At 62.1% G+C, this 14686-nt stretch carries 14 protein-coding genes; 3 read left to right on the top strand and 11 right to left on the bottom strand.

Translation table 11 applies throughout. The features are described 5' to 3' along the window. Window positions 1–122: 122 nt before the first annotated feature. On the bottom strand, window positions 123–1292 hold the full coding sequence (pobA, locus tag AC4CWH_RS19285) for a 4-hydroxybenzoate 3-monooxygenase (RefSeq protein ID WP_491287447.1): 1170 nt from the start codon (window positions 1290–1292) through the stop codon (window positions 123–125). A gap of 117 nt (window positions 1293–1409) precedes the next feature. On the opposite strand from pobA, the gene AC4CWH_RS19280 reads away from it, so the two are divergent. Both AC4CWH_RS19280 and AC4CWH_RS19275 read left to right on the top strand, forming a co-directional pair. Further along, on the top strand, window positions 1410–2303 hold the full coding sequence (locus AC4CWH_RS19280) for a helix-turn-helix domain-containing protein (protein WP_491321957.1): 894 nt from the start codon (window positions 1410–1412) through the stop codon (window positions 2301–2303). A 36-nt stretch (window positions 2304–2339) separates the two neighbouring features. Next, window positions 2340–2678 (top strand): hypothetical protein, encoded by a 339-nt coding sequence (locus tag AC4CWH_RS19275; protein WP_491321956.1) that lies wholly within the window; start codon window positions 2340–2342, stop codon window positions 2676–2678. Here AC4CWH_RS19275 and AC4CWH_RS19270 read toward each other — a convergent pair whose 3' ends face one another. Genes AC4CWH_RS19270 through AC4CWH_RS19225 form a run of 10 tightly spaced genes read right to left on the bottom strand, consistent with a single transcriptional unit; the run spans window position 2679 to window position 13421 of the window. Beyond that, a complete protein-coding gene (locus tag AC4CWH_RS19270; protein WP_491321955.1) occupies window positions 2679–3062 on the bottom strand; it encodes a hypothetical protein in 384 nt (127 codons plus the stop codon). Window positions 3063–3108: 46 nt separating this feature from the next. Then, window positions 3109–3966, bottom strand: a complete 858-nt coding sequence (locus tag AC4CWH_RS19265; RefSeq protein ID WP_491321954.1) for a TIGR02587 family membrane protein — start codon at window positions 3964–3966, stop codon at window positions 3109–3111. Window positions 3967–3969: 3 nt separating this feature from the next. Then, window positions 3970–4737: a TIGR04290 family methyltransferase gene (locus AC4CWH_RS19260; protein WP_491321953.1), complete on the bottom strand. Its 768-nt coding sequence runs from the start codon at window positions 4735–4737 to the stop codon at window positions 3970–3972. A gap of 3 nt (window positions 4738–4740) precedes the next feature. Then, the gene (locus AC4CWH_RS19255; RefSeq protein ID WP_491321952.1) at window positions 4741–5808 is read right to left on the bottom strand and encodes a UDP-glucuronic acid decarboxylase family protein; all 1068 of its coding nucleotides are present in this window, start codon (window positions 5806–5808) and stop codon (window positions 4741–4743) included. Between the two features lie 37 nt (window positions 5809–5845). Beyond that, window positions 5846–6967 (bottom strand): CgeB family protein, encoded by a 1122-nt coding sequence (locus AC4CWH_RS19250; RefSeq protein ID WP_491321951.1) that lies wholly within the window; start codon window positions 6965–6967, stop codon window positions 5846–5848. Continuing rightward, window positions 6964–8052, bottom strand: a complete 1089-nt coding sequence (locus AC4CWH_RS19245) for a CgeB family protein (protein ID WP_491321950.1) — start codon at window positions 8050–8052, stop codon at window positions 6964–6966. Before AC4CWH_RS19245 ends, AC4CWH_RS19250 begins: the two co-directional genes overlap by 4 nt. Beyond that, complete coding sequence (locus AC4CWH_RS19240) at window positions 8049–9179, bottom strand: CgeB family protein (RefSeq protein WP_491321949.1); 1131 nt, start codon at window positions 9177–9179, stop codon at window positions 8049–8051. Before AC4CWH_RS19240 ends, AC4CWH_RS19245 begins: the two co-directional genes overlap by 4 nt. Before the next feature lie 2 nt (window positions 9180–9181). Next, window positions 9182–10288 carry a glycosyltransferase family 4 protein gene (locus tag AC4CWH_RS19235; protein WP_491321948.1) on the bottom strand — a complete coding sequence of 369 codons (1107 nt, stop codon included), beginning with the start codon at window positions 10286–10288 and terminating at the stop codon, window positions 9182–9184. After that, window positions 10285–12315: an NAD-dependent epimerase/dehydratase family protein gene (locus AC4CWH_RS19230; protein ID WP_491321947.1), complete on the bottom strand. Its 2031-nt coding sequence runs from the start codon at window positions 12313–12315 to the stop codon at window positions 10285–10287. Before AC4CWH_RS19230 ends, AC4CWH_RS19235 begins: the two co-directional genes overlap by 4 nt. Beyond that, window positions 12312–13421, bottom strand: coding sequence for an NAD-dependent epimerase/dehydratase family protein (locus tag AC4CWH_RS19225; protein WP_491321946.1), 1110 nt, complete (start codon window positions 13419–13421; stop codon window positions 12312–12314). The genes AC4CWH_RS19230 and AC4CWH_RS19225 overlap by 4 nt, the downstream gene beginning before the upstream one ends. Before the next feature lie 243 nt (window positions 13422–13664). Here AC4CWH_RS19225 and AC4CWH_RS19220 point away from each other — a divergent pair, with 243 nt between their 5' ends. Beyond that, on the top strand, window positions 13665–14663 hold the full coding sequence (locus AC4CWH_RS19220) for an MDR/zinc-dependent alcohol dehydrogenase-like family protein (protein WP_491321945.1): 999 nt from the start codon (window positions 13665–13667) through the stop codon (window positions 14661–14663). The last annotated feature ends 23 nt before the right edge of the window (window positions 14664–14686 follow it).

The following is a 14686-nucleotide window of genomic DNA, read 5'->3' as shown; positions in this document are numbered from 1 at the left end:
ACTGGAAACGGCTCCGCAGACGGGAGCCGTTCCTTCTCATAGCGCGGGGGCGTCTGAATCGGTTTGTTCGATCTGCCGGAATTCTTGCACGATCCTCCGGCAGTCGCTGCAAATCCCGCTTGTCAGTAGGGAAGGCCGACGTAATTTTCGGCCATGGCGGTGGAGGCAGCCTTGGAATGGGTGAGATAATCCAGTTCCGCCTCCTGGATCTTCTGGCCGAATTCGCCGGTGTCGGGAAAACGATGCATCAGCGTGGTCATCGACCAGGAGAAGCGTACCGATTTCCACACCCGCTTCAGCGCGCGTTCGGAATAAACATCGATACCGGCATTGGATTTTTCACCATAATGCTCGCGCAAGCCTTCGAACAGGTAGAACACGTCGCTCGCGGCAAGGTTGAGGCCCTTGGCGCCGGTCGGCGGCACGATGTGGGCGGCATCGCCAACGAGGAACATCCGCCCGAAGCGCATCGGCTCGGCAACGAACGACCGCAGCGGCGCAATGGACTTTTCAAACGACGGACCCGTCACCATCGCTTCGGCATGTTCTGCCGGAAGCCTGCGACGCAACTCGTCGAAGAAGCGTTCGTCCGACCAGTTCTCGACCTTGTCATCGAGGTCACATTGCACATAATACCGGCTTCGGGTTTCCGAGCGCATGGAACACAGCGCAAAGCCGCGCGGATGGTTGGCATAGATCAGCTCGTGGCTGACCGGCGGAATATCGGCGAGGACGCCGAGCCAGCCGAAGGGATAAACTTTCTCGAAATTCTGGATGGCCTTTTCCGGCACCGATTTGCGGCTGACGCCATGAAAACCGTCGCAACCGGCGATGAAATCGCAGTCGATCCGCTGTTTGACGCCGTTCTTGTCGAAGGTCACGTAGGGGGCGCTGCCGTCAAAGCCGTGCGGTTCGACGTTCTGGGCATCATAAATGGTCATGGCGCCCGAGCCTTCGCGCGCCTCCATGAGATCGCGCGTCACCTCGGTCTGGCCGTAGACCATGACCTTCTTGCCGGTGAGGCCAAAGAGATCGATGCGATGGTCGCGCCCGTCGAAAGCCAGCGAATAACCGTCATGCGGCAGGCCTTCGGCATGCATGCGCTTGCCCGCCCCTGCCTCGTCCAGCAGCCCGACCGTGCCCCATTCCAGCACGCCGGCGCGCACGCGACCCAGAATGTAATCCTTGCCCACGCGGTCGACGATGATGTTGTCGATGCCGGCCTTGGTGAGAAGCTGGCCCAGCAGAAGGCCGGACGGACCGGAGCCGATGATCAGTACCTGTGTGCGCATTTCAAATCCTCCCGAATTTACATTTGTCAGGAGAATTGCCCGCCACAGGGCCGTCAAACAATGGACATTCCAGGCCAGTTCTGGGACAAAACGCACATGCTCGAGGAGGTGCATGCCGTGTCTACGATACCGACTTACAAATTGTATGGCGAACAACCCGCCGATGACAGGGAATTTTGGGTGCATTGCGAAACGATTGTCTCGCGCAGCAGCGGATACCGCTTCGAAATCGGCCTGCACCGGCATGAGAGCTTTCTGCAGTTTCTGTACATTCGAAGCGGCTCCGGCGATGCGCTCTTGCCTTCGGGTACCGTTGTCCTGCGCCCCCCTTGCGTGATTGCGGTGCCGCCGGGGCCGGTGCATGGCTTTCGCTTTTCGCCTGACATCGACGGCCTTGTGCTGACGCTGGTGCCGGAGCGGATGGGGGGCAATCTCGGCGGTCCGCAGACGCCGCTGTCGGATGCCCTGGTGATTGCGCTTGCGGCGGACACCCCCGACACGGCCTATCTGGAAGCCACCTTCTTTCGCATCGCCGCCGAATACGAGGCGCAACGGCCGGCACGTGATGAACTTCTGGAGGCGCATGTCGCAACGGTGGTGCTGCTGCTCGGCCGGCTGATCATGCCCTCCCCCCACGGCACGGTGCCGGATCTGTCTCACCTGCGCGTGCGGGCGCTGAAGGACCTCATCCTTCGGCATCACCGCGAGCAGCTGACGGTGCAAGCCTATGCGCGCATGCTCGGCCTTTCCCCGACCCATCTCAACCGTGCGGTACGCCAGGTCACAGGCAAGACGGCGCATGACCTTGTGATGGAACGCTCGATCGAGGAGGCCAGGCGGGCACTGGTCTTTACCGGCCACAGCATCCAGCATATCGCCGAAAACCTGGGTTTTTCCGACCCCGCCTATTTTTCCCGCTGCTTTCGCCGCTGCACCGGGCAGACGCCGCGCGGCTTTCGCGACGAAGAACGGCTGCGGCTGCGGAACAAAGACGACGACACTTCGGTTTAAGCTGCAGATCCTTTCACCGAAACGGAGAATGCACCAATGACCGAACACCTCCAGGAAGCTGCCAGCAACGGAACGCTCGAGGTTGGCGGCGGCCAGTCGAATGTCGGCTATAAGCTGACGGCCACCCGCGAACACGACAACGCGGTGCGGGTGAAAATTTCCGTGATGGCGCCGCGCGATTGGCTTCTCAAACAGGGTTTTGAGCATGATGCGACCCTGGTGCGCCAGGGTGGCGCACGCCTGCCCATCATCTTCGACGGCAAGCTGGATGTGGATGACAGCATTTCCGTCTCGCTCGACGCCAGCGACACGATCTGCCCGTCGATCGATGATGCGCGCCAGAAATTCCCGGAACTCGGCCAGATGGCCGACTGATCAGGGTTCGGTAAAACCGGTCGGCCGGATAGTGAGTGATCCGGCCGCCGGATCGGCCTCAAACAGCAGACCGCCAGCGGTGCGCGATTGGGCAGGCGCATAGTCGAACGTCACTTCCGATATTTCCGGCTCGGCTCCTTCACGCCTCAACATACCTTGCACATGGACCGCGGCGGCAGTGGAGGCCGAGCGGTTTTCAAGGTCGAAATCCACGCGGAAATAGCGGCCGGCCTTCTCGATCCCCTTGATTTCAATCTCCAGCTGCGGCGGCGGCGTATCCTCCAAAAACGCTTCGCGCGCCATCCAGGCAATCAGGAAAATGATCAGCACGGCCGAGATGAGGCCGGACAACCATTCGACCGGACCCGGCGTCTGCTGTTCCATGTGGCTGTGATCCTTGCGACTGGTAATCGTCACGCGTTGGCTTCCTTCATAAAACCAGCCGGGCGGAGGCAGCACCCACCGCACCTGGGAAATTGAGCACGACCATCGACATCATCGCTTGCGTCCAGCCCGTGTCGTCAAGACGGCCGAAGGTCCAGAGCACGTAAAGGCTGATCAACGAGGTCACCACATAACCGGGCAGCGTGAAGCGCACCAGCGCATGCCAGTTGGGCGTGCGCTCATCCAGCTGGTGGGTGCCTCGAAAGGCCACCGCATAAACAAAGCCATGCATGAGCGCGATGGACACGAGAATGGCTGCAAGGCTGTGCCATGGCGTCATCTTGTAGGAAATCAGGATGATTTCTTCGGTGGGCGCGACGTTGAGGCTTAAGAACAGCGCGCCGACACCCATCATGAACAACTCGCCAAAATAGCCGGTGGCCAGTTCATCACCCGTATCGCGAGGCTCCCCCTCTTCTTCTTCATCGTCGCTTTTGCCGCCGAGTTGTGAGCGGCCGAGCATGGCACCGATGCTGGCAGGAACCGATTGCAGCGCCACTTTGCCAAGCCACTCGCTCGGCGTCATGTCCAGCTTGAGGATGCCGAGAAGCAGGAGCACAAGGCCACTTGTGACGATGCCGAGGCCGTAGGCAATAACCGCATCCCGGATCGCTTCGCGCAACGTAAAGGTGCGCTCGAACCCGATGCGGTGCGCCAGAAGCACGAGAAGGGGAATGTTGACCAGAAGCAGAAGCAGCAGGCGCTCGCGCGGCATGCTGAAACCCAGGAACCACAGTTCCATGGTCATCAGCATAGGGATGCCGAATATCAGCGCGCCGGCGGCACCCCGCAAAAGGCCCAGCGTGAATTTCCGCGTCGGGTGCCCCGCCTGCACAGCCTGCATGGCTTATCTGCTCCCGCCGCCGAGACGTGGCGCCGGCTCAACGGCATAATGGCGGTCGGTACGCGTCAAAAGATACACTTCGCGCTCGGGATGTTCGACGATCGCAAATCCCGACGAGCGCAGCATCGCCTCCATCGCGGCGGTGTTGGGAACGAACCAGTTGGTCGGATCGGACGCATACCGTTCCTCAACGAAGAACAACTTTGGATAATCCGGTCGGTCAAACAGGCTCCATTCGGAAAAATCGTAGTTCTCTGCAATGTCAGGAATACGCTCGTCGCCGCGCTGCAGGCACTGGAACAGCATCTCGTTGCCCACAACATGCTCCCACAACAGATCGAGCGCCAGAAGCGGGTGGCGCAGGTGATAAAGCACGCCCATAAAGATCACCAGATCGAAGCGCTCGCCAAGCAACGGCACGTCATAGACGGACATCTGGCGGAATTCGATATCGAGACCGGCCTGTTCGGCGGCAAAGCGGGCCTGCGCCAGATAACGCGGATCGCTATCGATGCCGACGACGCGGCCGGCATTGCGGCGCTTCATTTCCAGCGTGTAGAAGCCGGCATTGCAGCCGACATCAAGCACGCTTCGGCCCTGCAGGTCCTCCGGCAGAACATGCGAAAAGCCCTTCCACTTGAAGGCGGGATAATCGCCCAGAAAATGGTCAGGGGCAGTCTGGATGCCGCCGATGTCCATATTGTGAAACCACGGCCCCAGTTGCTCAATGCGTCGGCGGATCTCCGCCGACGGTGTTCGTCTTGCATCCATCGATCAGGCTCCAAGGCTTAGCGGCACATCCGTCAGCGGCCGTGGCTTGACGACCGGCGGCAGGCCGGCGCGGCGGCGCATTTCTGGCGGCATGGTGGATGAAAACCAGTCCACCGTCTGGCGCAGACCTTCGGCCAGCGCCACACGCGGCTCCCAGCCGAGCAGATCTTTTGCGCGGCTGATGTCGGGACGCCGGCGCTGCGGATCGTCCATGGGCAGCGGATGGTGGACGATGCGCGAACGCGTCGGCACCATGGCCAGCACCATGTCGGCCAGTTCATTGATGGTGAACTCTCCGGGATTGCCGATATTGACCGGCTGGCCCGGATTGGGGTCGACCTCCATCAGCTTGATGAGGCCGGCAACGAGGTCGCTCACGAAGCAGAAGGACCGCGTCTGCTCGCCGGTGCCATAGATGGTCAGCGGCTCGCCCGAAAGCGCCTGCACGATGAGATTGGAGACGATGCGGCCATCGTCCGGCGCCATGCGTGGGCCGTAGGTGTTGAAGATGCGCACGACACGGGCATCGACCCGCTCGGCGCGCAGCATGTCGAAGCTCAGGGCTTCGGCGGCGCGCTTGCCCTCGTCATAACAGGCGCGCGGGCCGGTGCAGCTGACATTGCCGCGGTAATCCTCGCGCTGCGGATGTTCTTCCGGATCGCCATAAACCTCACTGGTCGAGGCCTGCAGGAAGGAGGCGCCGTTTGCCTCGGCCAAGGCCAGAAGATTGCCGGTGCCGACCACGCAGGTCATCATCGTGTGGACCGGATCGGCCTGGTAGGCGGGCGGAGACGCGGCGCAGGCGAGATTGTAGATCTCGTCCACTGGCTCATCCATGGTCTTGAGGTCGCAGATATCCTTTTCGACCATGCGGAAATTCGGATGGTTTTTCAGCGGCAGGATATTGGCTTCCGAGCCCGTCAGATAACAATCGACGGCGATTACCCGGCATCCCCTAGCCAGCAGCGCATCGCAGAGGTGGGAGCCGACAAAGCCGGCACCTCCAGCCACCAGGACCGTTTTGGCCACCGGGACCGTTTTGGATTGTCCGCGTTCTGTTCTTTGCAGCATCTGGTTTCCTCTCTCCTCATGCCGAACTTTTGTGGCTTCAAGCCGAAATCTTCTGGCGCGCCAAATCTGCGCCGGATGCGGTGCGTGCGGGGAGCGCCCGAAGCGCCTCGGCAAGTTCGCGACCGCGCGCTGCACCGGTGTGATGTTCCAGAACCCGGGCGCGCGCCGCCTCTGCAATCCCAAGGCGCCGGCCCTCGTCCAGGCCGGAAAGGGCTGCCACCACATCCTCGCTGTCATGGGCAATCAGCAGTGCTTCGCCATCCGATAACAATTCTGAAAGTCCCGGCCATTCGTCGCTGATGATCGGCGATGCGCAGGCCGCCGCCTCGAACAGGCGCACGCTCGGCGACCATCCGGCCGCAATCATGTCGGCGCGGGTGACATTCAGCGTGAACCGCTGTCGGCTGTAGAACGAGGCATGTTCGGTCGGCGGCAGATGGTCGATGCGCTCGACATTTTCCGGCCAATCGATCGTGTCTGGATATTGCGGGCCGGCGACGACAAACCGCATCTGCGGCAGGCGGCGCGCCGGCTCGATCAGCAGCTTTTCAAGCGTCGGTTGGCGGTCGGGGCTGTAGGTGCCGAGATAGCCGAGATCCCAGACGGGCGCCTCGCCGGTTGGCGCATACCTGTCCGCATCGACGGAGCAATAAAGCGCAAGCGCCTTTGGCGCGCCAAACCGTCGTTCGAGATGGGTGAGGATCGGGCCGCCGGTGAAGGAGAAATAGCCGTCGAACAGCGGGATCTGGCGTTTTGCCAGAAACTCCTCCTCGTCCCGCTCCAGCATGGCAAGTGTCACCGGCGTATCGATATCATAGAAGCAGAGCGTCTTCGGCTGAAGCGCCGCGACCTTGTCGATCAGTTCGCGGCCGGAGGGCACATAGGAACCGATGATGACGGCATCGGCCTTCTGGATGCGCGCGCCGTATTGGCCCAGCATGGCATCGATATCGCCGTAATACTGAAGTTCGCAGAAATCCGGCTGCGGCAGGTCGCGATGCTCTGCATACCAGGGCACGTCGCGCTCCAGAAACAGCACCTTGTGCCCTTCAGCCGAAAGCCCGCGCAGCAGCGCCCGGTAGGTGGTTGCGTGGCCATTCCCCCAGGAGGAGGAGAGCGAGAGGCCGAGGATGACGATATCGAGGGGTTTCTGGCTCATTCGGCGGCCTCCAGTCGTGCGGCATGGCGCTTGAAAATGCGGTCGGCATCTTCGGCGCGGTGGCTATAGGTGTGTTCCGCGAGAACGCGCGACAGCGCCGCACGGCCGATCGCTTCAGCCCGTTCGGGTGTCAGCCCCGCCATGATGTCGGCAACATCCTTGCCGTCGCGGGCCACCAGAATTTCGACCTCCGGCTTCAGAAAGAGATCAATGCCCTCCCAGTGATCGGTGATCAGGCAGGCGCCGGCGCCGGCGGCCTCGAAGACACGGGTGGCCGGCGAAAAGCCGTTCTCAGCCATGCTTTCGCGCGAGATGTTCAAGACTGCCTTCGGCGTGACGTTGAAAGCGTTGTGGTCGCGGGTCGGCACATGGCCGATGGGGCGAATATTGCCGGCCATCGGTTTGCCCTCCCAGCCGGACCCGCCGAGCAGAAAACGCTCTTGCGGCAGGCCTGCGGCAGGCTCCAGGAAGAAATGTTCCACGCGCGCCTCACGGTCCGGCAACCGGTTGCCGAGAAAGCCGAGATCGGCGGAAAAACGCGGATTGGGCGCGACGGGATGATGGGTCACGGGATCGAGTGCATTGTAGATCGGGACGCAGTCCTTGGCGCCAAGCCCGCGATAGGCAGAAACGACCGGATCGCCGCCGCCATAGGTCAAAACCATGTCGAGTTGTGACAGCGCCTGATGCAGCGGATGTCCGGGATCGGCCCTCAGCTCGCCAAGTGTTGCCGGCGCATCCACGTCCCAGAAGATTTTGAGCGCATCCGGGCGGGCGTGGCGCAGGATTTCGGCCAGCAGAAGGTTATCCTCGAAACCGACGCCGCTCGCCTTCACGACGATATCAGCGCGTGCGGCTTCCTCGGTCACCCGCTTCATGGCCTCAACGGTGCCTTCGTAGACGACGACGCGGGCCCAGTCCGGCGGGTCGATGTCGCGGTTCTTCTGGCGATCGTAGACGTCGGGTTCGTAAAAGGTGATGTCGTAGCCCTTGAGCGCCAGGGCCCGCAGCAGGCCGCGATAATAGGTGGCGGCACCGTTCCAGTAGGCGGACACAAGGCTTGATCCGTAAAAGGCGATTTTCATGCGGCAGCCTCCGGGGTCTTCAGCGCGGCGCGGATATCCTTCGTGCCGTGGTCGGCAAGGATGGTGAGGAGTTCATCGACGCGGTGGCGGCAGGTGTGACGTGCCGTAATCGTCTCCAATCCGGCAGCAACCAGTTCCTCCACAAGAGAGGCATCCGACAGCACTTCCCGCATCGCCTTTTTCATCTCTTCACCATTGCTGACGGTGAGGAAATCACGGCCCGGGCGAAACAGGTTCTCGGCGTCATCCCAAGGAGCGGAAATCAGCGGAATGCCGCAGGAAAGCGCCTCGAACACCCGGATGGTCGGGATGCCCGGCAGGTTTTCGACATACGGACGGCGGGGGATATGCACGGTCATGCGGTGGCGGGCGAAGGCTTGCGGCGCATCCGCATTGGCAATCCAGCCGCCATAGGCAATGCCGGCCGCCTTTAATTCGGCCAGCGCATGATCGGGGTAACGCACGCCGCGCACGGTGGCGGACAGTTTCAGGTCCCGCGCCGGCGCGATCAGAAATTCCGAGATTTCCGCTGACCGCTCGTCATCGCCCCAGTTACCGACCCAGATCAGGTCGCCGGTCTTTTCCACGTCAGGCATGGGGCAAAAGATCGTGTCGTCGGCAGCCTCGTGCCAGGTGAACACCTGTTCGCCCCAGCCGGCCTGAAGATAGTGTTCGCGCAGCGTCTCGCCGAAAGCCAGCACCAGATCGTAATCGGCAAGGCTTAAACCCGCGATATCACCGGTCGCCGAAACGGCGCGGTGATGCGTGTCGTGGAAGATGAGCGTGAAACGGCCGCCATTGCGACGCGCCTTGCCGATCCGCTCGACCAGCGCCGGCTCGGTCCATTCGTGAACCACCACCACATCGGCATTGTCGAGCGCCGCCTCATGGTCAAAATCGGCGCTGTAGATCTCAGATACGAGGTCCGGGAACGTCTCGTGGAAGGCGGCGATCGGTGCCTCGCCCTGATCCTTCAGCAGGTTTTCGCGGCTCCACGAATTGTCCGGCTCCAGCGCCAGCGTCTCATGGCCGCGCCGCTTCAGGTCGCGCATCACGCCGCGCAGAAAATGCGCATTGCCATGGTTCCAATCGGACAGGAGGGAATGGGTATAAAACAGAAACTTCATGTCTACTCCGCAGCGACAGGGACAGAAGATCGCAAGAGCACATCGCCATAGATGCGGCCCATGGCTTCCACCTGCCGTTCAAGGGTGAAAAGACGCGACACATCGCGGGCGTGACGGGAAAGCGCAGCGCGCAGATCCGGTTCCGCAATCAGCCGGTTGATGGCATCGACAAAACTTTTGGGATCGCGCGGATCGGCAAAAAGTGCTGCCCCATCCCACAGCTCGCGATAGGTCGGAATATCCGACAGAACCAGAGCCGCCCCGAAACGCGCCGCCTCAAGTGCGGCGAGACCAAAGGGCTCGTACAGCGAGGGGGACACGACGATGGAGGCCGCCCGCATCCGGTCCATGGTGGCGGCATGGCCGAGTTCGCCGAGGTGGTGGACGTGGACAAGCGACATACCATCGCCGTTCGGCGCTTGCGTCGGCCCGGCCATCTCCACCGGCCATTGAACGCTTTGGGCTGCCTGATCCAGCACACGGCCGTTCTTGCCCTCATCCCACCAGCGGCCGGCGGCAAACACGATGTTGTTCTTGGGGGGAGACTGTGGCGTAAGGCGGCTGGCATTGTAGACCACCGACAGCTTCGCCATCACGCCATAAGCCTTGTCCAGCATGTGGCCATGGGCGCGGCTCGGCACCACAACGGCATCGGCAGCGCCAAAACCTTGGGCGTTGAGGCGCCGGTGAAAGCCCCATCCGTCCGGCACATCCGTGCCGCGCACGGCGGCAAACCAGGTGGTGACGCAGGAATGCGACACGGCAACCGCGGGCACGCCAAGCGATAGTCCCGCCGCCTGGGAGGGCAGGTTGAGGTGGACGAGATCAACCGCATGGCGGCTTGCCAATTCCCCGATCAGATGCGGCACGGGCAGAAGCTCCGCCTCGTCCTTCGCCATCCAGTCGAGCGGCGCATCAAGCCAGACGAGATCGCCGATGGCAGCGGCTTCCCGCAGCTTGTCAGGCCCAGGGCGCGGGCCGAAGCCGGCAAACACCACCGCGGCTCCCTCCCCCGCAAGGCCCTTGGCGAGGTCCATGGCATAACGCCAGACACCGCCAACGGCATCGACGGTCATCAGGATCTTTTTCGGATGCAGGCTTTTGCTCATGCGGTCACTCTCCGCCGCTCAAGAACCGGTGCCGCGCCGCCAAAACGGTGCTGCGTCAGCCAGTCCGACAGATGCTGAAGTCCGCTTCTCCAGCGCACCCGCGCCTGCCAGCCCAGCCGATCCGACAGCTTTCGCGTATCGGCGACGAAAAACAGCTGGTCGCCGGCGCGCCATTCGCCAAACTCGGTATCGAGCGGACGGCCGGTGAGCTTTTCGATCTCGCGCAGTACCGAGAGGATGCTGACCGAGTTCTGCGGCCCGCCGCCGAGGTTGAACACCTCGCCCCTGACATCCGCGATGGCCGCATGCACCGCCCGGTAGGCGGCGACGGCATCGTCCACATGCAGGATATCGCGCACCTGGCGGCCATCGCCATAGATCGAGATGCCCTCGCCCTTCAGGGCACGAATGAGGAAATGCGCCACCCAGCCCTGATCTTCCGTGCCGAACTGGCGCGGGCCATAGATGCAGCTCATGCGCAGAACCGATGTGGGGATATCGAAGGATTTGGCGTAATCGAGCACATACTGGTCGGCCACGCCCTTGGAGCAACCGTAGGGCGTGCAAAACGACAGCGGTCGGTCTTCGCCAATGCCGAAATCGCGCACGCTAACGTCTTCCGGCACGTATCGGTCGTCCATCGGCAGCATGCCAAGATCTTCCAGCGCGCCATAGACCTTGTTGGTGCTGGCAAAGATGACAGGCGCCTTGTGGCCGGCCTTGCGCACCGCCTCCAGCACATTGATCGTGCCGCGGGCATTGGCCTCGAAATCATCGAGCGGCGAGACAAGGCTCGTCGTTACCGCCGTCTGGGCGGCCAAATGAAACACCGATTTGGCATCGGCAAAGGCTGCCTCGATGCCCCGCAGATCGCGCACGTCGGCCAGCACCGGATGAACCCGTGCGCCATGGCGTTCCTTCAGCCATTCCAGGTTCTGGTCGACGCCGGGACGGCCGAGATTGTCGAGAACGATGACATCCTCGCCGTCAGCCAGAAAACTCTCGGCCAGATTGGAGCCGATGAAGCCGCTGCCGCCGGTGATGACGATGGGGGCGGCACCAGAGGCAAGATTGGGGGCCGCAAGGCGCGCCACATCCGCCAACCGCTCCACACCACCTTCCATCAGCAGGCGGGCGAGAAGCTTTGGCTGGTTCTCGTGGGTAACAGCGCCCAGATGATAGTGGCGCGGATCAAACCACAGGCCTTCCTGCACCGCGACATCTGGGGGAACGTCGGCGAAGGAATACCAGTAGAGCCGGTCTGCGGGCACCTGCAGCGCTTTCATGAAGCGGTGCGCCTGCTCCATCTCGTCATTGCGCCAGGTGGAATAACCCGTCTCGGTGATCCAGATTTCGGCATCCCGGTTATGGCGATCGAGGATACCCCGCATTTCGCCAAGATGCATATCCCAGCCGCCCCAGCTGCCTTCCTCGCTATCCCAGGTGCCGGGAAAACCATGGAAGCCAACGGCATCGACCACGGAAAGCACACCGCGCTCGCCCATCAGGTTCAGCCACATCGGATCGAAGGGGCACGGGCCGCCGAGCACCGGCTTCCAGCCGCGCTGTTTCGCCCAATAGGCGGCACCACCGACCATTTCGCAGAACAGGTTGAAATCGGCATCTTCACGCCAATCCCAATCGAGCAGGTTGTTGGGCTCGTTCCACAGCTCGATATGGCGGAAATGCTGGCCGTAGCGCGTCAGCACATGATCGACGAAATCGGCATAATCCTTCAGCACGACAGGCGCGCCATTGGCACGACCGGTGCGCGACAGAGACGGCGGCGTATAGTGGAGGCACGGGAGAAGATCGATCTCGCGGCCGAGCTTCGGGATCAGCCAATCGAACCACTCCTCGCCGCCCGGCGCCAGATATTCAGCCCAGGACAGATGGGTGCGCAGATAGCTGGCACCACTTTTCAGGATATCGGGCAGCAGGCGTTCGGTCCGCTCGAACTCACCCGGGCGGAACCATTCGACAAAGCCGAACTGCCCCTTGGCAGACGTGCCTGCTATTGGCGTCATGATACCAGCCCCCGCTGTTCGAGCTGACGCTTCATCTCTGCGCCGCGATCGATGGCGCCGGTGGCACGTACCCATTCAGCCAGTTCACCCAGCGTGTTTTCCAGCCGGTGTTCTGGCTCGAAGCCCAGAAGTTCGCGAGCCTTGGAGATATCGGAGAAGCAGTTGCGGATATCGCCGGAGCGGGCCTTATTCATGATGTCGGGCTGAAGTTCCGGCGCATCCATGGCGTCTGCCAGCATGGAGGCGACTTCGGCGACCGAATAGGACTGACCGCTGCCGACATTGATGGCGTGGCCGGCGGCAGGCTGTTTTTCGAGCGCAAGCCGGAAGGCGCGGGCGACATCGCGCACTTGGACGAAATCGCGCCTTTGCTGCCCATCCTCAAAGATCATCGGTGGCTGGCCATTGGCGATACGCGAGGCAAAATTGGCAAGCACGCCCGTATAGGGATTGGAAAGCGCCTGGCCGGGGCCGAACACGTTGAACAGGCGAAGCGCCACGGCATCCACACCATACGCTTCACCCCAGATCAGCACGGCGCGCTCCTGAAAATATTTGGTCAGCGCATAGATCGAGGCGAGATCGACAGGCTTTTCCTCGTCGGTCGGCGCCGGCGTCAGGGTTTCGCCGTTCGGCCCCTGCGGCTCCCACTGCCCGGCCTTGATGCGGGCGGCCTTGCGGCGCACCTGGGCAAGTCTTGCCCCATCCGGCGTACGATAAAGCCCCTCGCCATAAACGCTCATCGAGGACGCCACCACGATGCGGCGCACGGGTCCGCCGATCATTGCCTCCAGAAGCACGGCCGTTCCCAGATCGTTGCCGCCGACATAACGGGCAATCTCGTACATCGACTGGCCGACACCCACTTCCGCGGCCAGATGCAGAACCGCATCGACACCATCCAGCGCCTGGACCACGCGGTCCTTGTCGCAGATATTGGCCTCGATGAACTCTACGCCATCTGGAACAGCAACGGTTGCATCGCCATGCACCTGATCGATGAGGGCATCGAGAATGCGGACACGGTAGCCGGATGCCAGCAATTCCTGAGTAACGTAGCGGCCGATGAAGCCGCAGCCGCCGGTGATGAGGACCTTCTGAGACACGGAGTTTTCACCTGATCGTTAGGGGGTTGAAGATGGGGCTTTCGAGGGTTGAACAAGCAGCACCTGCGAATGTTCCAACCGCAATTTCCCTTTTGTACGAAGGCGCTAGCCAGCATCATCTTCAGCTGTCACTTCAATGACTTCATCAATGTCATCTTCTTCAGGAACCCTCATGCCGCTTCCTTGTTAGCCCTTGCGTGAAGGTCTCGTGATCGTGCGGGACGACAAAAAGAAGGGACCGGGATGGACAATCTGACCGCGAAAATGCACGCCGACGAAACGCAGATGAAAGCCGCCGTGGTGACCGGAGCCGGCGAAATGACCGTTGAGACGGCACCGCTGCCGCAGCCCCAAAAAGGCGAGGTCCGCATCCGGCTGGAAGGTTGCGGCGTCTGCGCGTCAAACCTGACACCCTGGGCCGGACCGGACTGGATGGAGTTTCCGACCGAGCCGGGCGGCCTTGGCCACGAGGGTTGGGGCGTGATCGACAAGCTGGGCGACGGGGTCACGGGACTTGCCGTCGGAGACCGGGTCGCTGCCCTCTCCTATCACGCCTATGCCACCCATGATGTCGCCGAGGCAGATGCGGTCGTAAAACTTCCGGCAGCGCTTGCCGGCAAGCCGTTTCCCGGCGAGCCGCTCGGTTGCGCCATGAATATTTTCAAGCGCAGCGACATCCGCGCCGGAGAAACCGTTGCCATTATCGGCATCGGGTTTCTCGGCGCTCTCCTGACGCAGTTGGCGAAACAGGCCGGAGCGCGGGTGATTGCCATTTCCCGCCGCCCCTTCTCGCTCGAACTTGCCACAAGCATGGGCGCGGACGAGGTGATCGAGATGCGCGACCACTGGGAGATCATCGAGGAGGTGCGTCGTCTGACCGATGGCGTGTTCTGCGACAAGGTAATCGAAGCCGTCGGCAAGCAGTGGCCGCTCGATCTCGCCGGCGAACTGACCCGCGAGCGCGGCCGCCTGATCATTGCCGGTTATCACCAGGACGGCGCCCGTCAGGTCAATATGCAGCTCTGGAACTGGCGCGGCCTCGACGTGATCAACGCCCATGAGCGCGATCCGAAGATCTACATCGAGGGGATACGCGAGGCAGTGGCAGCCGTCGCCGAGGGACGGCTCGATCCCTCCCCGCTTTATACCCACAGCTATCCGCTGGACCGTCTCGGCGAAGCGCTCGATGCCACGCGCGACCGCCCCGAGGGTTTCCTGAAGGCCATGGTGACCTATCTATGAACCACATGATGACAGACGCAGAA

Source organism: Neorhizobium sp. PAMB6716, from assembly GCF_058242805.1.
Note: the sequence above shows the minus strand (reverse complement) of the source record. Positions and strands in the feature narration are given on the sequence as shown.

Bases quoted from the DNA above. Each gene is read 5' to 3' on its own strand.
- AC4CWH_RS19265 (WP_491321954.1), bottom strand. From the start codon at position 3,966: ATGCAGGCTGTGCAGGCGGGGCACCCGACGCGGAAATTCACGCTGGGC.
- AC4CWH_RS19270 (WP_491321955.1), bottom strand. From the start codon at position 3,062: ATGGAACAGCAGACGCCGGGTCCGGTCGAATGGTTGTCCGGCCTCATC.
- AC4CWH_RS19245 (WP_491321950.1), bottom strand. From the start codon at position 8,052: ATGAAAATCGCCTTTTACGGATCAAGCCTTGTGTCCGCCTACTGGAAC.
- AC4CWH_RS19275 (WP_491321956.1), top strand. From the start codon at position 2,340: ATGACCGAACACCTCCAGGAAGCTGCCAGCAACGGAACGCTCGAGGTT.
- pobA (WP_491287447.1), bottom strand. From the start codon at position 1,292: ATGCGCACACAGGTACTGATCATCGGCTCCGGTCCGTCCGGCCTTCTG.
- AC4CWH_RS19255 (WP_491321952.1), bottom strand. From the start codon at position 5,808: ATGCTGCAAAGAACAGAACGCGGACAATCCAAAACGGTCCCGGTGGCC.
- AC4CWH_RS19240 (WP_491321949.1), bottom strand. From the start codon at position 9,179: ATGAAGTTTCTGTTTTATACCCATTCCCTCCTGTCCGATTGGAACCAT.
- AC4CWH_RS19260 (WP_491321953.1), bottom strand. From the start codon at position 4,737: ATGGATGCAAGACGAACACCGTCGGCGGAGATCCGCCGACGCATTGAG.
- AC4CWH_RS19250 (WP_491321951.1), bottom strand. From the start codon at position 6,967: ATGAGCCAGAAACCCCTCGATATCGTCATCCTCGGCCTCTCGCTCTCC.
- AC4CWH_RS19235 (WP_491321948.1), bottom strand. From the start codon at position 10,288: ATGAGCAAAAGCCTGCATCCGAAAAAGATCCTGATGACCGTCGATGCC.
- AC4CWH_RS19220 (WP_491321945.1), top strand. From the start codon at position 13,665: ATGGACAATCTGACCGCGAAAATGCACGCCGACGAAACGCAGATGAAA.
- AC4CWH_RS19230 (WP_491321947.1), bottom strand. From the start codon at position 12,315: ATGACGCCAATAGCAGGCACGTCTGCCAAGGGGCAGTTCGGCTTTGTC.